The organism is Gluconobacter sp., assembly GCF_047722525.1.
In the GTDB taxonomy this organism is placed as follows: Bacteria; Pseudomonadota; Alphaproteobacteria; order Acetobacterales; family Acetobacteraceae; genus Gluconobacter.
This window is the reverse complement of sequence record NZ_JBDNYY010000029.1, coordinates 1-18,428: the sequence shown is the minus strand read 5'-3', so window position 1 is coordinate 18,428 and position 18,428 is coordinate 1. Positions and strand designations below refer to the sequence as shown.

The 18,428-nt window shown below is 58.9% G+C and carries 15 protein-coding genes and 2 pseudogenes; 12 read left to right on the top strand and 5 right to left on the bottom strand.

All coding sequences use genetic code 11. The features are described from left to right. Positions 1–524: 524 nt before the first annotated feature. Positions 525–1,802 (top strand): hypothetical protein, encoded by a 1,278-nt coding sequence (locus tag ABF859_RS13985; RefSeq protein ID WP_062268961.1) that lies wholly within the window; start codon positions 525–527, stop codon positions 1,800–1,802. A 92-nt stretch (positions 1,803–1,894) separates the two neighbouring features. Here the strand turns inward: ABF859_RS13985 and ABF859_RS13980 are convergent, their stop codons facing one another. Beyond that, the gene (locus ABF859_RS13980; protein WP_415528305.1) at positions 1,895–4,321 is read right to left on the bottom strand and encodes a heavy metal translocating P-type ATPase; all 2,427 of its coding nucleotides are present in this window, start codon (positions 4,319–4,321) and stop codon (positions 1,895–1,897) included. 43 nt (positions 4,322–4,364) lie between these two features. On the opposite strand from ABF859_RS13980, the gene ABF859_RS13975 reads away from it, so the two are divergent. The 10 genes from ABF859_RS13975 (at position 4,365) to ABF859_RS13930 (ending at position 13,994) form a co-directional block, all read left to right on the top strand. Next, positions 4,365–4,637, top strand: coding sequence for a metal-sensitive transcriptional regulator (locus ABF859_RS13975; RefSeq protein WP_007284529.1), 273 nt, complete (start codon positions 4,365–4,367; stop codon positions 4,635–4,637). A 2-nt stretch (positions 4,638–4,639) separates the two neighbouring features. Then, the gene (locus tag ABF859_RS13970) at positions 4,640–5,047 is read left to right on the top strand and encodes a hypothetical protein (RefSeq protein ID WP_236748168.1); all 408 of its coding nucleotides are present in this window, start codon (positions 4,640–4,642) and stop codon (positions 5,045–5,047) included. Between the two features lie 76 nt (positions 5,048–5,123). Beyond that, a complete protein-coding gene (locus ABF859_RS13965) occupies positions 5,124–6,956 on the top strand; it encodes a copper resistance system multicopper oxidase (protein WP_415528304.1) in 1,833 nt (610 codons plus the stop codon). Then, the gene (locus ABF859_RS13960) at positions 6,953–7,759 is read left to right on the top strand and encodes a copper resistance protein B (protein ID WP_023979778.1); all 807 of its coding nucleotides are present in this window, start codon (positions 6,953–6,955) and stop codon (positions 7,757–7,759) included. The genes ABF859_RS13965 and ABF859_RS13960 overlap by 4 nt, the downstream gene beginning before the upstream one ends. 203 nt (positions 7,760–7,962) lie before the next feature. Next, complete coding sequence (locus ABF859_RS13955; protein WP_232092246.1) at positions 7,963–8,232, top strand: hypothetical protein; 270 nt, start codon at positions 7,963–7,965, stop codon at positions 8,230–8,232. Between the two features lie 65 nt (positions 8,233–8,297). Beyond that, entirely contained in the window at positions 8,298–8,861 is a 564-nt protein-coding gene (locus ABF859_RS13950) for a c-type cytochrome (protein WP_023979779.1), read from the top strand. Between the two features lie 134 nt (positions 8,862–8,995). Next, the gene (locus ABF859_RS13945) at positions 8,996–11,131 is read left to right on the top strand and encodes a 2Fe-2S iron-sulfur cluster-binding protein (RefSeq protein WP_415528303.1); all 2,136 of its coding nucleotides are present in this window, start codon (positions 8,996–8,998) and stop codon (positions 11,129–11,131) included. After that, on the top strand, positions 11,132–11,860 hold the full coding sequence (locus ABF859_RS13940; protein ID WP_007284537.1) for a hypothetical protein: 729 nt from the start codon (positions 11,132–11,134) through the stop codon (positions 11,858–11,860). It begins immediately after the preceding gene. After that, positions 11,857–12,618: a hypothetical protein gene (locus tag ABF859_RS13935; RefSeq protein WP_007284538.1), complete on the top strand. Its 762-nt coding sequence runs from the start codon at positions 11,857–11,859 to the stop codon at positions 12,616–12,618. Before ABF859_RS13940 ends, ABF859_RS13935 begins: the two co-directional genes overlap by 4 nt. A 263-nt stretch (positions 12,619–12,881) precedes the next feature. Further along, positions 12,882–13,994: a Fic family protein gene (locus tag ABF859_RS13930; protein WP_415528302.1), complete on the top strand. Its 1,113-nt coding sequence runs from the start codon at positions 12,882–12,884 to the stop codon at positions 13,992–13,994. A gap of 143 nt (positions 13,995–14,137) precedes the next feature. Here the strand turns inward: ABF859_RS13930 and ABF859_RS13925 are convergent, their stop codons facing one another. From ABF859_RS13925 to ABF859_RS13915, 3 genes and pseudogenes are all read right to left on the bottom strand, one after another. Beyond that, positions 14,138–14,548, bottom strand: a complete 411-nt coding sequence (locus ABF859_RS13925) for a hypothetical protein (RefSeq protein ID WP_007284540.1) — start codon at positions 14,546–14,548, stop codon at positions 14,138–14,140. 311 nt (positions 14,549–14,859) lie between these two features. Next, a pseudogene (locus ABF859_RS13920) lies at positions 14,860–15,117 on the bottom strand (Tn3 family transposase); the annotation flags it as partial. A gap of 335 nt (positions 15,118–15,452) precedes the next feature. Next, positions 15,453–15,737: a Tn3 family transposase gene (locus tag ABF859_RS13915; RefSeq protein ID WP_415528301.1), complete on the bottom strand. Its 285-nt coding sequence runs from the start codon at positions 15,735–15,737 to the stop codon at positions 15,453–15,455. 29 nt (positions 15,738–15,766) lie between these two features. Here ABF859_RS13915 and ABF859_RS13910 point away from each other — a divergent pair, with 29 nt between their 5' ends. Next, complete coding sequence (locus ABF859_RS13910) at positions 15,767–16,846, top strand: IS5 family transposase (RefSeq protein WP_415528300.1); 1,080 nt, start codon at positions 15,767–15,769, stop codon at positions 16,844–16,846. 401 nt (positions 16,847–17,247) lie between these two features. On the opposite strand, the pseudogene ABF859_RS13905 reads toward ABF859_RS13910, so the two are convergent. Then, a pseudogene (locus ABF859_RS13905) lies at positions 17,248–18,144 on the bottom strand (IS481 family transposase). Between the last annotated feature and the right edge of the window lie 284 nt (positions 18,145–18,428).

The window sequence follows — 18,428 nt, the reverse complement described above, 5'->3', positions numbered from 1 at the left end:
TATCGCTGGCCTAAATCCTTAGCGTAGGATTTCGCCCCCTCCCGCAAACGACCCCGTACGGGCCGGCCATACAGGCACCCGGCGCACCCAGTCCGCCAAAACGGACCGCTTCATCCAGTCTCTCCCGATCCACACGCGGAAGATGGCCCGACCCAAGATCGAGAAACCGCCTGACCGCACTCACGCACCCTGCTCCCTCAGCCAAAGGAGCAGACGCTGGCTGACGGCGTGGCCCTCAGGATAAGTCGTGTCCAAAATGGCGCGCTCGAGAACCCGACGGAGAGCACGCGCCCCCCCGCAACCACTTACAGTTTCTGAAACCCCGCTAAGTCGCTGACTCAGCGGGGTTTTGCTATGCGTAAACTGAGGCCATCTTCTAGAGAATTTTTTAATTCCAGATGTTTAGGGGAAATAAGTTCAAAGCGGGGGTATCATACCGCGCAACCTCTTGCGATTATCCGCATTGACGTGAGCCGCTGTTACAATCAGGCTTAGAAACGAATGTAATTTTAGTTTCTGGATTGATGACCGACCTGATTCTAGACCTTATCCTTCGCTGGCGGGACGATCCGGCAGGGACCTATCAGAGCTGGTTTCTGTGGGACGAACGTATCAAGAATTTTCGGTCTATCCGCCGTGGTCTGCAGCAGGTCGTTGCCGAGATAGCCGAGAGCACATTCGGGGTCGCCTATCGTGGTTCCTCTCTGGAAACGGTCGTTCATTCGATTGCGGAGCAGCGCCAGATTTTCAAGGGTGCGGATCACGCCTTCCTGTGGAAGCCGAAGCTGCGCATTCCCGATATCTACGAAAATCCTGCCAACCAGAAAGCATTCGGGCTGCTTCTTGATACCTGTCTGTGCTGCAATACCGAAGAGCATGTGGTCTCGGCCATTCATGCGATTGATGCCCGCAAGATAAAGGGACTGGGGCCAGCCGTCGCCAATCTGCTGTATTTCCTGCACCCCACAATCATGCCGCCTTTCAATACGGCGATCGTGAAGGGCTATAATGCCCTGACCGGATCAAAGGTGAAGCTGGGGCGTTGGGAGGAATATCTTGCCATGCGGCAGGGCATCCTGAAGCTGAATGCGACTTATCGTTCGCTGCTGTCCAATGATCTGGGCGCTATCGGAGGACTGCTGTTTGATCTCGGAAGCGGACGCTATACAGCGCCACCTCTCAATGATGATGAAACAGCGCGGAAACTCTGGGAAGCCGATCTTCACCAGGTGAGGGAGCAGAGCGCAAAAGAAGCCCGGATACTCGCCGCAGAGCGGGAAACGGATCACACCCATACCGAAATTCAGGGTTGGCTTCGCGATCTGGGACTTTCCCTAGGGTATGATGTCTGGATTGCTGCCAATGATCGTGGCCGTCCATGGCAGGACGGTAAATTGGGAGATGGCTGTCTGTCGATGTTGCCGGGGTTCACGACGGAAACGCAGGGAGCGGAATCCGTGCGCCTGATCGATGTTCTGTGGCTCGGTCGGGAAAGCCACAGGATTGTGGCAGCCTTCGAGGTTGAGCATTCAACGACCATCTATTCCGGCATCGTGCGGATGCTGGATCTTGCTCTCGGGTCAGAGGCGCAGGCCCTGGAGGGACTGTTCCTTGTTGCGCCGGATAAGCGGGAAGCCGATGTGCGGGAACAACTGCGGCGACCGGCTTTCAGCAGGATTGCCGATCTGAAAGTCCGGTATCTGCCTTACGGGGCGCTTGAGAAGGATCGTAAGGCCATTGAGCGCTTTGGGCAGGGTATGAAACCCATTCAAGCTATATCCCATCTGCTGATCCCTGCGTGAAAATCTATGCTCTTGTAATGAACGGGTCATCGCTTCGTGTGGGTTCCTGTCGCGGATAGGCATGCCTTCCGAACGAAATAGGCAATCTGCTTTTATCGAAGTCTCAGGGCATTGAGCCGCAGTGCGTTTGTCACGACGGCCAGGGATGACAGGGCCATCGCGCCTCCCGCGAACATGGGCGACAGCGTAAGGCCAAAGACGGGATACAGGACTCCTGCGGCAAGTGGAATGCCGATCCCATTGAACAGGAAGGAGAATGCCAGATTCTGCCGGATGTTGCGCATCGTTGCCTGTGCCAGGCGGCGGGCGCGTACCAGTCCGGCGAGGCTGCCTTGTGCCAGTGTCATCCCAGCACTTTCGATCGCGACATCGGTGCCTGTGCCCATGGCGATTCCGATATCGGCGGTGGCTAGGGCCGGCGCGTCGTTGACGCCGTCGCCCGCCATGGCGACACGGGCTCCCTTGTGTTGCATGTCACGAATGATTGCGGCCTTGTCCTCAGGCTTGAGGTCGGCATGCACCTCGTCGATCCCCGCCTGACGGGCGACGACTTCCGCAGTCCGGGCGTTGTCGCCCGTCAGCATCACGATCCGCATGCCGACTGCGTGCAGTGCCGCGATGGTCTCCTTCGCGTCGGTCTTCAACGGATCGGCCACGACCAGCAACCCAGCGGCCTGTCCGTCGATGCCGACGAACATGACGCCCGCGCCCTCCGCCCGGTGGCTGTCCGCGACAGGGATCAATGCTGACGCATCGATGCCCTGCTGCCGCATCTGGGCCTGGTTTCCGACGACGACGGCATGCCCGTCCACGGTGCCGGTCACGCCCAGGCCGGTCTGAGAGGCGAAATCCCCGACCGATGCGGCTTGAAGGCCCTGCGCCGTCATCGCGGCGACCAGCGCCTGGGCCAGCGGATGCTCGGACTGCGTTTCCAGTGATGCCGCCAACCGCAGGACGATGCTGGAATCCCATGCACCTGATGTTTCGGTCGCGATCAGCCGGGGCTTGCCTTCCGTTACGGTACCGGTCTTGTCGATCACCAGCGTATCGACCGTATCCAGCGCCTGCAGTGCTTCGGCGTTGCGAACCAGCACGCCGGCTCGCGCCCCGCGTCCCATGCCGACCATGATCGACATCGGAGTGGCCAGGCCCAGCGCGCACGGGCAGGCGATCACCAGGACCGCAATGGCGTTCAGCAGTGCGTGTCCGAAGCGCGGTTGCGGACCGACCAGAAGCCAGACGACGAAGGTCAGCAGGGACACAAGCACGACCAGCGGCACGAACCAGCCGGAGACCCGGTCCGCCACCGCCTGGATCGGTGCCCGTGTACGCTGCGCAGCCGCCACCATGCTGACGATCCGGGCCAGCATCGTGTCCGAGCCAACGGCCTCGGCCGTCATCAGCAGGCTGCCGGTGCCGTTGATGGTTCCGCCCGTCACCTTGTCACCCGGGCCCTTGGCGACAGGTGCTGGCTCTCCTGTCAGCATGGCTTCGTCCACGCTGGAGCGCCCGTCCATGACGGTGCCGTCCACCGGGATGCTTTCCCCCGGCCGGATGCGGAGCCGATTGCCGGGCACGATCTGGGCCAGCGGTACGTCGTCCTCGCGATCCTGCGCGCCGACACGGTGTGCGATTTTCGGTGCGAGATCCAGCAGGGCGCGAATGGCGCGACTGGTACGGGCGCGGGCGCGCAGTTCCAGGACCTGCCCGGCCAACACCAGGGCCACGATAACACCTGCGGCTTCGTAATAGACCGGGACCGACCCGTCATGCATGCGGAAGGCAGCAGGGAACAGGCCAGGGGCTACTGTCGCGGCGATGCTGTAGAGAAAGCCCGCGCCGACGCCCAGCATGATCAACGTAAACATGTTCAGATGCCGGGTGCGGAGAGACATCCAGCCGCGTTCGAGGAACGGCCAGCCGGCCCACAGCACGATTGGTGCCGTAAGCGCCAACTGAATCCAGTTCGTCAGGCCGCCATCGAAAAATGCCAGCCCTCCCATATCCGCCGCCATGGCGATGACGACGAGCGGGACCGCCAATATGCTCGCTCCCCACAGGCGCCGGCTGAAATCCACGAGTTCCGGGTTGGGCATGTCGGCGTCGGATGGCTCCTCCGGTTCCAGCGCCATGCCGCAGATGGGGCAGGAGCCGGGGTGATCCTGTCGGATCTGGGGGTGCATCGGGCAGGTCCAGATCATCCCGGCCCGCCTGGGCTGAGGCTTGATGGGCGTCGTGTCCGCCTTGTGCAGGTAATGACAGGGGGCGGCCTCGAACTTTGTCTGGCAGTGCGCGCTGCAAAAATACCAGGTCCGGCCATCATGGTCGGCATGATGCGTCGCCGTCGCGGGATCGACCGTCATGCCACACACAGGATCCTTGACCAGGTGCGCGTCAACTCCGGTCGCTGCCGGGGTGGGACCCTCTCCATGGAGATGGGACGCGCAAGCTGCTGTATTGTCGTTCGTCATGAAGCCCCCTTGCTTGTGGCCGCCAGCCGCGGCGTCGAAGTATGCCATAATCGCTTGCACTTCAAGGTATGCCCCTGTAGGGTATAGTGCAATGAGGCAGTCACGGGTAAAGATTTCGCAGGGCCTGAAACGGGTCGAAGGTCAGGTGCGTGGCATCCAGAAAATGGTGGACGAAGACCGCTATTGCGTGGATGTTCTGCTTCAGCTTCGGGCCGCCAAGGCGGCGTTGCATCGGCTCGAGGGGCTTGTTCTGCGCGAACATATCGCGGGCTGCGTTGTAGAGGCGATCGAATCCGGCGATCCGGTGGAGCGTCAGGAAAAAATCGGGGAACTGATCGAAACGGTCAGCAAGATGACGGGGTAGACGTGCAAGAGATCGGCGCGATACGGTTGGGACGGTTGCTGGCCTGCCTGCTTCTGCAGGTGGGGCTGATGCTGGCATCCGTCATGCCGGGTCATGCCGCCACGTTGCCCTCTACAGTTGCTGTGGTTACCCAGCCGATGGCCGACATGCCAGGGATGCAGATGCCATCCCGTGCGGATACGACGACCGCACATTGCAATCATGAACCGTGCCACGACCATCATCCATGTCATCATTGCGGCGATTGCTGCGCCCAGGGTGCCTGCGTCGCCAATTGGCTGATGCCGCCCTCCGTGACCAGGGCGTTTGATTACTCAGGTGTTACGGCACCTTTCGGCTTGTCTCGCTCAGATCGCATCGTCGGTCATGGGTTCGCGCCGGCGCTGCCACCGCCCAGACAGATGGCCTGATTCTGTTCTGACAGTCTCAGGACTGGTCATTGACCTATGACCGGTTCCGCCTTCTCTCTTTTGCGGACTATTATTCATGTCAATACGATCCCTTGCGGGACGGAGCGCGATCACGCGCCGCCGTTTCGTCGTCGGGACGGGCCTGTGGGGGGCGGCGCTGGCCGTCCCGCAGGGCAGCGCGGGCGCCTACGCTCCGGTCTATACACCGGCGTCGGGGCGGCCCGACCCGCTGCCTGGTACCCGTTTCGACCTTACGATCGGTTCTGTACCGATCAATATCACCGGTGCGCGCATGCACGCGGTGGGTGTGAACGGCTCCACGCCCGCGCCGATCCTGCGCTGGCGTCAGGGTGACACGGTCGAACTGAACGTCACCAACCGGTTGGATGAGCCCACGTCGATCCACTGGCACGGCCTCCGGGTGCCGGCCCACATGGATGGCGTGCCCGGCCTCAGCTTCGGCGGCATCGCGCCCGGCGAGACGTTCACCTATCGCTTCCCGCTGCATCAGAGCGGCACTTACTGGTATCACAGCCATTCCGGCTTCCAGGAGCAGACGGGCCTGTATGGGGCTCTGATCATCGACCCGAGAGACGGTTACGCGCAGCATTTCGACCGCGATTATGTGATGGTATTGTCCGACTGGACCGACGTCGATCCCGAGGACATCGTCTCAAATCTCAAATTCCAGAGCGATTACTACAATTTCCGCCAGCGTACGGTGGGCACGTTCTTCCGTGACGCGCATCGGCAAGGGCTGGGTGCGACGATCCGGGATCGCCTGCAATGGGGTGCCATGAACATGGCACCGACCGACATTCTGGATGTGTCGGGCATCATCTACACCTACCTGATCAACGGCCAGTCTCCCGGGGCAAACTGGACTGGCCTGTTCCGACCGGGCGAGCGCATACGCCTGCGCTTCATCAATGCGTCGGCGATGACGCTGTTCGACGTGCGGGTTCCCGGCCTGACGATGACCGTCGTTCAGGCCGACGGCAATGACGTGGAGCCCATCCCTGTCGATGAATTCCGCATCGGACCTGCAGAAACCTACGATGTGATTGTCGAGCCCACCGCCGATGGACCGTACACGGTCTTTGCGCAGGCCGAGGATCGCACCGGATACGCGCGCGGCACACTCGCCACCCGTCCGGGCCTTGCCGGGCCGGTTCCCCCCATGGACCCGCGCCCGCTGCGCACCATGACCGACATGGGCATGGGGAATATGGACATGAAGGGCGGCATGGCAGGCATGGAGATGGGGAGTCCGCCGGGGAAGCCCGGTGATGCCCCTGCCAGCGGCGGCATGGACATGGATCACATGGATATGAAGCAGGCCAACAGGCCCGGAGCCGCCGCGATGGATATGCCGGGCACGGCGGCTGCGCCGCGGCATAAAACAGAGCTGAAGCCCGGCGTCGCGGTGCAGAGTGTCGCCATGATGCCGATCAACCGGCTGGCGGAGCCGGGCGACGGGCTGGAGAATAATGGTCGCCGCGTTCTGACCTATGCCGATCTGCGGGCCACGATCCCGGGCGCGGACCCACGCCCGCCGTCGCGCGAGATCACCCTGCACCTGACCGGCAGCATGGAACGCTTCATCTGGGGATTTGACGGCAAGAAGTTCTCGGAAGCGGAACCGATTCGTCTGACTTTGGGCGAGCGGGTGCGCTTCGTCCTGATCAACGACACGATGATGGAGCACCCAATCCATCTGCATGGATTGTGGAGCGAACTGGAAAATGGGCAGGGTGACTGCCGACCCTACAAGCACACGATTACCGTCAAGCCGGGTGAGCGGCTGAGTTACCTGGTCACGGCGGACGAACCCGGGCTGTGGGCGTATCACTGCCACCTGCTCTACCACATGGAGGTGGGCATGTTCCGCACGGTGGTGGTGTCGTGATCCGGGGTCTGATAGGTGGCACGGTCCTTGCCGCTGGACTGGCTACCGCGGTACCTGGCACGGGACGCGCCCAGTCAGTCCCGGCACGCCAGAGCGAAGGAACCCAGGAAGCGCAGACCGCCTCGGCTCCCGCGCCCGTGGTCTATGTCAACGGCATCCAGCCGGTCATGGACCATAACATCTATGTGCATGCGCTGCTCGACCAGTTCGAGGCGCGCTTTGGTGCCGATGGCGGGCAGTTCCGTTACGATGGGCAGGCTTGGTTCGGCACCGACTACGACAAGCTCTGGCTGAAATCCGAAGGCACGGTCGGCACAAACGGCAAGTTCGGTGATGGAGATCATGAGGCCCTCTATGATCGTGCCATCTCCCGGTATTTCGATGTCCAGACTGGCGTGCGTCTCGATATTGACAACGGCCCCACACGGGCCTGGGGCGCGATCGGGGTCGAGGGACTGGCGCTATATTTCTTCAATGTGGAGGCCACGGCCTATTTCAGTGACCGAGGCGCTGCGGGGCGTCTGCAAGGTTCCTACGACATTCTGCTGACCAATCGCCTGATCCTCCAACCCCAGGTCGAGATGAACTTCTATTCCGCGTCCGATCGTGCGCGCGGGGTCGGAACCGGGCTGTCCGATATCGATACGGGATTGCGGCTTCGCTACGAATGGCATCGGAAATTCGCGCCTTATATCGGCGTGAGTTACTCCGGCACGTTCGGTCAGGCCGCCGACATGGCGCGTTCAAGGAATGAGCGTGTCCATGACCTGAATTTCACCTTCGGGATCAGGACGTGGTTCTGACTATTCCTGCCCGATGTGAAATCGTCGCGGGGCGCATTGTGCGCCTTCGCATCCGATAACCAATGATGAGGAAAAGACCAATGCTGACCATTAATTTCAGATCATCGGCCCTTCTGGTAGCACTCCTGGCCACGGTCTCAGTTGCGCATGCCCAGACACCGGTTCCGGCACCAGCCCAGCCGCAGGGCCAGGATATGTCCGGAATGCAGGGTATGTCAGGCATGTCAGGAATGGACCACGACAAGATGAAAATGGACGGCATGCCCGGATCCGGCATGAAGGGGGCAGAGAAAGGCATGAAAATGAAAGGAAAGATGGGGGGATGTATGAAGATGAAGGGCATGGCCATGCCGAACGGTCAGGCAATGGCACCATCGGATAAAAAGATGAAAATGGGCTGCGGCGACATGGGCGACGGCATGAAAATGCCGATGGGCCCGCAGAGCATGCCCGACGCGGTTCATCAGCGCTGATCGGTTCCTGATGGAGCGGGGCGGCGTCATAAGCGTCGCCCCTGGACATGCCCAGGGAGGCACGCATGAAAAGATTAGCCTGGAGTCTCGCCGGCATTCTGCTGGTCGGGATCGGCGCGGGAACGGCCGTCGTTTTCGGTGGTCTGTATGATGTAGGCGCCACCTCGCCGCATTGGCGGCTGACCTATCGTGTTCTGGAAACGGCACGCTTCCATTCAATCCGGCATCACGCCGAGGGCATTACCACACCTGTCGATCTTGAGACGCAGGCACGGCTCGTCGGCGGTGCATCGCATTTTTCGACGCATTGCGCCTCCTGTCATTCCGCGCCGGGCGTCGAGGCCGAGGATATGGCGGAGGGGATGTATCCGAAGCCGCCGGTTTTGAATGATGTGGCGCAACGCTATACGCAAGGCGAACTGTTCTGGATCCTCAAGCATGGCATCAAGATGTCGGGCATGCCGTCCTGGGCGGATCATGGTGATGATGATCTCTGGAACATTGTCGCGTTTCTCAAAAAGCTTCCGGGAATGAACAGTTCCGACTACCAGGCGCTGGTCGCCCAGGCAGGAGCAGCTGGCGGACATCATATGCATCACGACATGGATATGCCGATGCCCCGACAATAGATGCCGCTGGGATAATTGATCGAGATCAAGGAAAATATGCCATACCCCTGTAGGGTAATAACCCGTGCCCTGACGACATCCGGAAAGCGGGCCGGTATGGGCTTTGCCGAGGATGATGGCGTGTTGGAGAAACCATGAGGCGTGTCTTTTTGAGCGTGAGTGTCGTGATCATGACGCTGCTCGTCAGCATGTCCGAGGGATTCGCTCAGGCACCGGGTGAGTCTCCCGCCGTTCCGGCCATGTCCAGCGGCACTATGACGGGGCCTACGACAGGCAGCCCGCCACCTTCGCTGGCGCTGCGGCGGGATCAGCCGGAAGACGATGGGCCGATGGCAGCGCCCCGGGATGCCGGTCATGGCGCCGAGTCGTCCGGCGGAATGGAGACGACCACCGCTCGACCCGACTCAAGTATGTCCGACATGGACGGCATGATGTCGATGGGTGGTGACGAGCATGCAAGCCATCACCCTGGCATGGGCGCGGCGGGGAACCCCGGTGCGCCACCATCCGGGCCGGCGGTGCAGGGCGATATGATGAGCCGCATGCTGCCTCAGGCTGGGCAGGCATTGAGTGCGGTTCCCGGAGCAGACAAGGCCGACGCGGGTTGTTGCGGAGCGCGCGGTCGCACGCCGCTTTATACTTTCATGATGACGCATCCGAAGCTGACCGACGCCGAACGTCAGATGCTGGCCGATATTGCGGCACAGAGGCTTCAGGACGGTCTTCGCGAAGTCGGCACCGCATCGGTCGATGCCACTCAGTCCCTGTCGTGGGAGACGATGCGTCGGTCCAGCCAACATCTCCATGACGGTGTTGCGTTGCTCGATAGCGGAATGGCCGCGCGCGCGGCCGCAACCGGCCTCGTGAATCCTCAAATGGTGGCTTTCAACTGGTTCACGGCACAGATGGGTCTGCCGACAATCGCGGCGAGCCAGCAAAACGGCCTATTTTTCGGACTGACGCCGGCCCACCTGGTGTTCATGACGATCCTGATCCTGGTTTCGATCGCTTTGCTGATTTTGCAGATCCTGCGGTTGCACCGGGTGCAGGAGATCCTCAATGCCACCAGGGTGTCTGTGCCGCAGCCCCCCTCACCGCCTGCGCCTCCATCGCCGATGAACAACGGTCCTAAGCCACCGGTGCCACCCACTCCGGGTTCAGGCGATGGGACCGTCGTGTCGACCGTTATTCCACCTCGGCAGGGGCTCTGGCGTGGTAGCCTGAAAGTTGCTCGTGTCATCCGGGAGACCCCGGCGATCGCGACCTTCTATCTAGTGCCCGCTGATGGGGGGCGGATTCCATTCGATTTCAAACCGGGCCAATTCGTCCAGCTCACGATCGAGCCGACATCTGGCAAGCCCGCGACCCGATCCTACACGATCGCATCATCGCCGGGTCGAATCGAACATCTGGAACTGACGATCAAACGCGAAGAACAGGGCCTCGTCTCGCGTTACCTGCACGATACGGTCAAGGAAGGCGACCTTCTGAAGATTGCTGGTCCATCTGGAATGTTTACCTTTACCGGTGAGGAAGCGGACTCCATTGTCCTGCTGTCCGGTGGCGTTGGCATTACGCCGATGATGGCAGTTCTAAGATATCTGACCGACATCGTCTGGCCGGGCGACATCTACTTTGTCTATTCTGCGCATGAAAGCGCGGACTATGTCTTTCGCCAGGAAATCGAATGGCTGGAACGCCGTAACGACAAGCTGCGTGTAATTGCGACCATGCGGCGATCGCCGGGAACTGAATGGTCTGGACCAGAAGGGCGCATTACGAAGGAGTTGCTCCAGCAGTCAGTGCCTGATCTTGTAAACCGACGCATCCATGTCTGCGGGCCACCAGGTATGATGGCGAGCATGAAGACGATGCTGGCGGATCTTGGCGTACCGGCTGCCAATGTTCACAGCGAGGCATTCGGACCGGCTGCGATGAAGCCGGCACCAGCGGCCGTTGCTGCAACGCCGACACGGGGATCCTCGTCGCCAGCAACCACCCCTGCGGCGACGACCATTACTTTCTCCACATCGGGGAAATCGGCCCCGTTGCAACTGGATGAATCGGTTCTCGACGCGGCGGACGCGGCCGGCGTCACTATTCCATCCTCCTGTCGGTCCGGGATCTGCGGCATGTGCATGACACACCTGCTGCAAGGCCAGGTGACAATGGCGGTTGAGGATGGGCTCGATCCGGCCGACAAGGCCAAGGGCTTCATCCTGGCCTGCCAGGCGAAGACGACCGGTGGCCCGCTTGTGGTGGAGGCATAAATGCAGGAACGCAGCGCAATTGTCGTTGGTGCTCTGGTTGTCCTGCTGGTCTTGTTTCCGCTGGGATTTCTGGTGCATGTCGCACCGCGCTTTCCCGGAAGCTTGGCCGGCAGTCTGATTGGCATTTCCGCCGCCATCCTGATGCTGGTGCCGCTGATCTATGTGGCGGGAAAGCGGATTCCTGTCGTGCATCGTTATTTTGCACCTCGGATTGAGAGCCGCACTCTGCTGTCGGTGCATATCTATGCCGGCGTTCTGGCTCCTATTCTCGGCCTGATCCACGCGGCCCACAAATTCGACAGCCCGATGGGGATTTCCCTCACCGGCATCATGCTCGTCCTCGTCATCAGCGGCTATGTCGGACGTTACATGTTGATTCAGATCGGCCGTGGACTGCGTGGCCGCGCCCAGGAGTTGGCACAACTTCGCGCCGCACTTGCCGGTGCCGGGATGGCGCATCTGATGTCCGAGACGTCGGATGCGCCCCGCAACATCGTTCAGCGTCTTCTTTTGACATCGGCCTATCCGGGTACGCGGGGTGCATTGGATAGCGAAGCCACCATCGCCTCCGCGCTGGCAGATGTCGAGTACGCTGTCAGATCGGAGAACGTCGTGAATTCATTGTTCGGGCGATGGCGTAAGGTCCACATTGTTCTTGCGACGATCCTCTATTTTCTGCTGGTTCTTCATATCTGGTCGGGCGTGTATTACGGGTTGAGGTGGATATGAAGCCCGTCGTCCTGCTCTATACGATTTTTGCGGCCGCGGCCTTAATCGTTGGTGTGGCGGTGCCGCTTACCATGCATCATTCCGGCAGTAACGCCATTCCAGGCTGGGAAGGACTGGTGAGTCCGGGACCGGTCTCGAAGGCGCATCAGTTTATAGCGAGCCAGTGCGAGACCTGTCACAAGCCCTTTTCAGGTGTTGTGAGTAATAACTGCGTGACATGTCATTCTCTGGCGTCGTTCGCCGATAAGCAATCTACCCGGTTTCATGTTGCGGCGACGCAATGCACCTCCTGTCATGTGGAGCACGGCGAAAGGCCACACATGACCATGATGGATCACGGGGCGCTGACAAGGACGGAGTTTTGGTCAGACACTGTCGCAAAACTGCAGGCAGTGGGGATCGTCGGGGCATCATCTATGCCGGTCGGGCATCTTCCGGTTGGTAACTCCGCCCAGCGTCTGAATTGCGCAAGCTGTCACTCCAACGTCGATCCTCATCGCGCACGCTTTGGCCCTGACTGCGCGACCTGCCACGCTACAAATACGTGGTTGATCTCATCATTTGAGCATCCCGCCGATCAGACATCGACGGATTGCAACGAATGTCACAAGGCGCCGCCCAGCCATTACATGATGCATTTTAAAATGATTTCGCAGCACGTGGCACATCAGGATGCGCCAGTGGAGCATTGCTATGCGTGTCATACCACCGATGCGTGGAACAATATTCGAGGATACGGGTGGTATAAGCACCATTAATCTTGACTGAGTCACGAAAACTTACCCTACGTGTTTAGCACTACTTTGGCAGAAAATTCGGAATATGGATTCCCAACGGATGCGATCGGTGATTCACGGAAGACCAGTTGTAGTGACATGGGGGCTTGACTCATTGATGACTTCTCTTCCGAGTTTCGAACAGATGGGTTGAAGAACTCACTTATTTTCCGCATATCATGCGGATATAGCCTTGCGGTTTGCGGTGATTAAGCGCCATATTCTCCGCAAGGAGTGCAGGGAATATGGCGCGATACATTCATCAGCATGAAGACTGGCCCGGCTTTCAGTGGGACAAGGATACCATTGCCCATGAACTAGCCGCGGTGCGTCATCGGCAGGGACGCCTCCTAGGCCGTATGGAAAGTCTCGGCTTCGATTTCAGGTCGGAAGCCGTGCTCCAGACCCTGACGGAAGATGTCATCAAGTCGAGCGAGATTGAGGGCGAAAACCTCGATCGTGAGCAGGTGCGCTCTTCCATCGCCCAGCGACTGGGCATGGATATTGGCGCACTGGCACCGGTGGATCGGGATGTCGAAGGCGTCGTGGAGATGATGCTGGATGCGACCCGACATTATGCCGATCCGCTGACCGAAGAAAGACTGTTCGCCTGGCATGCGGCTTTGTTTCCAACCGGCCGAAACGGCATGTCACGTATTCTGGTCGGAGGATGGCGTGATGACAGAACCGGCCCGATGCAGGTCGTGTCAGGCCCTGTCGGACGAGAGAAGGTTCATTATGAGGCGCCAGCAGCCAGCAGGGTGCCCGCGGAGATACAGGTCTTCCTCAACTGGTGCAATGCCGGACAAGCGCTGGATCCTGTGCTGAAGGCAGCCATCGCACATCTGTGGTTTGTTACCATTCACCCGTTTGAAGACGGAAACGGGCGCATGGCGCGGGCTATCGGCGACCTCATGCTGGCGCGCTCGGAGCAGACGGACCAGCGTTTCTACAGCCTGTCAGCCCAGATCCGTCAGGAGCGGAAGGATTACTATGGGATCCTTGAGGCCACTCAAAAAGGGGATATGGACATCACGGCCTGGCTGCTCTGGTTTCTGGGGGCTCTGGATCGGGCCTTTGATCGTGCTGATCTGGTCTTGGGAAAAGTCATCCAGAAAGCCCGTTTCTGGGACAATCTGGCCGGGCAATCGATCAATGACCGGCAACGCCTCATGCTGAACCGTCTGCTGGACGGGTTCGAGGGCAAGCTGACCTCTTCCAAATGGGCGAAGCTTGCAAAGACGTCACCGGATACAGCCCTGCGTGATATCAATGATCTCGTATCGCGCGATATTCTGGCCAGGGAGGCAGCAGGAGGCAGAAGCACGAGCTACGTACTGGTTTTCCCTGAGGTGTAGAGCATCGACCCGGGGTAACTGGAGGTGTCCCAGTGCGGTAGATTTACTGTAGCGTTGGTAGGGCTGGGCGATGAGATAAAAAATGAGATCAGGCCGAGACGGAAAAAAGTCTGTCAAAACGTCCTGTTAATCCTGCATTGTTCTCAAATTGCGATTGCTGCAATTTGAGAGGCAATCCTGTCCACGATGCCAGGATCATAAAAGCTCGAAGGACCGAATTCACCGCAGCATTCATCAACGCCGGCAAAACTCACGCGGGCCGTGATCTCGCCATGCGTGACCTCCTCCGGTTCCAGACCGCCTTCCTGACCATCGGGCAACCTCACCCGGCGCACGCCATTCGGTTCCGTGTCATCGGGAACCGCCGCAAGGACGAGACGCGCAGCCGCTTCCGCCGATGCAGCCGCGACCCTGAAGGTCACTTCGTCTGAGGTCACGACACGTTCGATAAGGGTAACGTCAAAAAACGGCATGACGCCCTCCTCGGTGCGAGCCGTTTCAAGACGGTGTCCCGCGCCGTAATGGCTCTCTGTGTCCATGGTGATCTCGGACATGATTCATTTCCTGTTCGGTATTCAGATCAGATGCAGCGAGGCCTGGTCCACGGCGCTGCATTGACGCCGGGACCAGACAGTCGTCCTGAAAACGCCCTCTGAGGGCGCGGCGTCAGCCTCGTGAGAGAAAGATGTGATCGGCGTGCCCGAACACGCGCATCCACGGCGTAAGGCAACTGCCGTGGCAATCGGTGTGTGCATCATAAGTGCCCGAGGCAAACCGTGAGGTCACCGCACATAGGGGTCACGACACGAAAGTGTATTTTACGTACGCTTAGGGTGAACACCTACAGAACCGCCAGCATTGGGGTTCAAGCGACAAGCAGGGATGCAAGCACCCGAAGCGGTCGTAACGCGTCGACGTCGGGTTGTTCATCGACATTCCAGCGATAGTCCCCTGTCAGAGAGATATGCTCCCAACCGAGGGGTGCAATATGCCGCGCCAGGTCATCGGAAATGCCGAGCGTTACGATGGAAGACTGAAGATAGCGCGTATTCCATAGGATAACCGCTGCCACCAGCAGGTTTAAACCTGACGCCCGATAGGCCTGATTTTCAAAACGCCGATCCCCTGTTCGCATCTGGGGTTCAACGTGACACCCATGACTATTTCACATGCTGACATCCCCCATATAGACGAGGCACAACGCATTATAATTTGTGGCATGTATCTCTTACGAAACAGTGCCAATATCTACACCCCAGTGACGCATCCGGCGCTCGCCCCGCCACAGGATGTCGAACGCTACCGATTTCGGCATAAACACGTCTTTCACAGTAGGGACTCTGCGAGAGCGTTCCATAGGTGTTCACCCCAAGCGTACGCAACACGCACTTTCGTGTAGGCGTCACCTCAAGGTTTGTTCGCCAGACAACGATTTCTCGGACATAAGCGGAACATGGGCTACGCTACACGCTTCAACCGCGCCATTGGCTCGTTGAGTGGGTGGAATTCACCTGCTGGAAGTCGCCTGGCCTGCTCCCAGAGGTAATCGCCGGTCAGACTGATGTGCGCCCAGCCCATCGGAGAAAGGTGCGCAAGCAGTGCCGCATCGAACGTCGTGCCGACAGCGTTGAGGTGCTGGGCGGCCCGGTCGAGATAGACCGTGTTCCAGTAGGAAATCGCCGCAATCAGCAGGTGGAGGGTTCGAAAAACCTTCTGGTTTTTGGGCCCTCTGTGTGATTCCATTCCTCATGTGGAGAGTGGGGGGCTAGCTTATGAAGCAACCAGGTTTCTTTGATGTTGAAGAGCGTCTTGCTCGGCTGAGCGGGCTTGGTGATCAGCTCGAAGCATTTTCCCGGACTGTGGATTTCGAAACATTTCGTTCTGACCTGGATAAAGCTCTGGCCTATGCAGACGGCAGTAAAGGCGGTCGTCCACCGTTTGATCCGGTTCTGATGTTCAAGATTTTGGTCATCCAGACGTTGAACAACCTGTCCGACGAACGGACGGAATATCTGATCAACGATCGGCTTTCCTTCATGCGTTTTCTTGGTCTGGGGCTGTCGGGCCGCGTACCCGATGCCAAAACGGTCTGGCTGTTTCGCGAACGTCTGACCCAGGGGGGGGCGATTGAAAAGCTGTTTGAGCGGTTTGACGCGATCCTGAGGACTGCCGGTTATTTGCCAATGTCAGGCCAGATCGTGGATGCGACATTGGTGGCAGCTCCAAAGCAGCGCAACACCAATGCTGAGAAAGCAGATATTCGGGAGGGACGGATCCCACAGGACTGGCAGGACAAGCCCTCAAAGCTTTCTCACAAAGATCGTCATGCACGCTGGACTTTGAAGTTTACCAAGGCAAAGCGGCAGGATGACGGAACGATCCCCGCAACGGATCTCGCCATTCCCTTCTTTGGCTACAAATCCCACATTTCCATCGACCGGAAGTTTCGGCTGATCCGGAAGTGGAAAGCGACAGATGCAGCAGCCAGTGATGGTGCCCGACTGCGCGAGGGGCTGCTGGACAAAACCAACACCGCCTCAACAGTCTGGGCAGACACAGCCTACCGCTCAAAAGCCAACGAAGACTTCATGGACAAGCAGGGCTTTGTCTCGAAGGTCCACAGGAAAAAGCCGCATCTCAAACCCATGCCCCGGCACATCCAGCGCTCCAATGCCGGAAAGTCCATTATTCGATCGCGTGTCGAACATGTCTTTGCTGATCAGAAGTCACAGACCGGGCTGTTCGTCCGGACTGTGGGCATAACTCGAGCCACCATGAGGATCGGGCTGGCCAATATCGTCTATAATATGCGCCGCTTCCTTTTCCTCGAGAGGATCAGCGCCGCCGCGTAGCAATCCAAAGCCAATGTCCAACGCTCTGCGAAAGACGCAGCGCTAAAATCAGAGACAAGAACCATCAACCAACACGAAATAACCCTGAAATCAGGATCCAATGGCCCCGATCAAAGGTTCTTCGATCCCTCTAGGTGAATTCTGAAAACGAAATCTCTGCTTTTCTGGCAGGCGAAAGCCATCGAGCCAGTCTCGGGACACGTCTATTCCAATGACGGTTTGCGCAGACATATCACTCTCTCTTTCTTATGTTCGCGGTCCCGAAAGCGGGCCGCCGTCAACTGTTCGAGACGGTGAAGAGAGGCGAGATCAGCCTGCTAGAAAACGTGGTCAGGCTACCAGGTGTTAAGCGCTGTATCTCACCTCATGAACGCCCCTGGCCAGGGGCGTTCATGAGGTCATCATAACAGGCTGGAAACACATAAGGTGTTTAGTCCCGGGGTTTGATGGGTTGGATTGATGATGAATCTTTCTGGCTCTGAAGTCCAGATTTTGCAGACGTATTCGTAAGGTGTGAGGCCACTGAGGGTCTTGAGTCTTCGCCCGAAATTATAGGCTGCCATGAAGTCGTTGAGGTGTGTCCTCAACTGCTCATGACTGTCGTAATGGAAGCGTTTGACGGTTGCTTCCTTGATCGTCCGGTTCATCCGCTCAACCTGACCGTTCGTCCAGGGATGATTGGGTTTCGTCAGACGATGTTCGATCCCGTGAGCTTCGCAGATCATGTCGAAGCGCATGGGGCGAGACCAGGCCGTATTGCGGTTACGGGGCTGATCAGCGAACTGGATGCCGTTATCGGTCAGAATGGTGTGGATCCGGTAAGGGATGATGCTCAGGAGATGTTCGAGGAATTCCCAGGCTGTCTTCCGATCAGCTTTCCCGACGAGTTGTGTGACAGCGAATTTGCTTGTCCGGTCGATAGCAACGAAGAGGTGCAGCTTGCCCTCAGCAGTCTGGACTTCGGCAATATCGATGTGAAAAAAGCCGATGGGATAGCGTTTGAAACGCTGTCGTTTGGGCTTGTCTCCCTCGATATCCGGAAGCCGGGATATCCCGTGGCGCTGAAGGCAGCGATGCAGAGCCGAGCGTGTCAGATGAGGGATGCTGGCCTGCAGGGCATAAAGGCAGTCATCCAGCGGCAGTAAAGTATGCCGGCGAAAAGCGACTGCCATGGCTTCTTCGGTTTCTGTCAGGCTCGTTGAGCGAGGCTCTTTAGGGCCTCTCTTCTGATCTTCGACAGTCTAGCGCTTGCGCCATTTTGCAACTGTTTTCGGGTTGATCCCGAACTTATCGCTCAGCGCCGCGAGCGAAGCCCGCGATTACTGTAGTGCTGCTCGCACGGCGTGCGTGGTCGTGGCGCTCCCATGACGTCTCTGTCCCATAAGGCTTCCTTCCACTCGCGTGAAAATAATACCCCATCAAATCACGGGACTAAACACCTTATGTGTTTCCAGCCTGTTATGATGACCTCATGAACGCCCCTGGCCAGGGGCGTTCATGAGGTGAGATACAGCGCTTAACACCTGGTAGAGGCCATCGTGTGGATGGTACGCTAAACAACGTTTGGCATGAACAATAAAGG

Bases quoted from the DNA above. Each gene is read 5' to 3' on its own strand.
- ABF859_RS13985 (WP_062268961.1), top strand. From the start codon at position 525: ATGACCGACCTGATTCTAGACCTTATCCTTCGCTGGCGGGACGATCCG.
- ABF859_RS13980 (WP_415528305.1), bottom strand. From the start codon at position 4,321: ATGGCATACTTCGACGCCGCGGCTGGCGGCCACAAGCAAGGGGGCTTC.
- ABF859_RS13975 (WP_007284529.1), top strand. From the start codon at position 4,365: ATGAGGCAGTCACGGGTAAAGATTTCGCAGGGCCTGAAACGGGTCGAA.
- ABF859_RS13965 (WP_415528304.1), top strand. From the start codon at position 5,124: ATGTCAATACGATCCCTTGCGGGACGGAGCGCGATCACGCGCCGCCGT.
- ABF859_RS13955 (WP_232092246.1), top strand. From the start codon at position 7,963: ATGCAGGGTATGTCAGGCATGTCAGGAATGGACCACGACAAGATGAAA.
- ABF859_RS13950 (WP_023979779.1), top strand. From the start codon at position 8,298: ATGAAAAGATTAGCCTGGAGTCTCGCCGGCATTCTGCTGGTCGGGATC.
- ABF859_RS13945 (WP_415528303.1), top strand. From the start codon at position 8,996: ATGAGGCGTGTCTTTTTGAGCGTGAGTGTCGTGATCATGACGCTGCTC.
- ABF859_RS13940 (WP_007284537.1), top strand. From the start codon at position 11,132: ATGCAGGAACGCAGCGCAATTGTCGTTGGTGCTCTGGTTGTCCTGCTG.
- ABF859_RS13935 (WP_007284538.1), top strand. From the start codon at position 11,857: ATGAAGCCCGTCGTCCTGCTCTATACGATTTTTGCGGCCGCGGCCTTA.
- ABF859_RS13930 (WP_415528302.1), top strand. From the start codon at position 12,882: ATGGCGCGATACATTCATCAGCATGAAGACTGGCCCGGCTTTCAGTGG.
- ABF859_RS13925 (WP_007284540.1), bottom strand. From the start codon at position 14,548: ATGTCCGAGATCACCATGGACACAGAGAGCCATTACGGCGCGGGACAC.
- ABF859_RS13915 (WP_415528301.1), bottom strand. From the start codon at position 15,737: ATGGAATCACACAGAGGGCCCAAAAACCAGAAGGTTTTTCGAACCCTC.
- ABF859_RS13910 (WP_415528300.1), top strand. From the start codon at position 15,767: ATGAAGCAACCAGGTTTCTTTGATGTTGAAGAGCGTCTTGCTCGGCTG.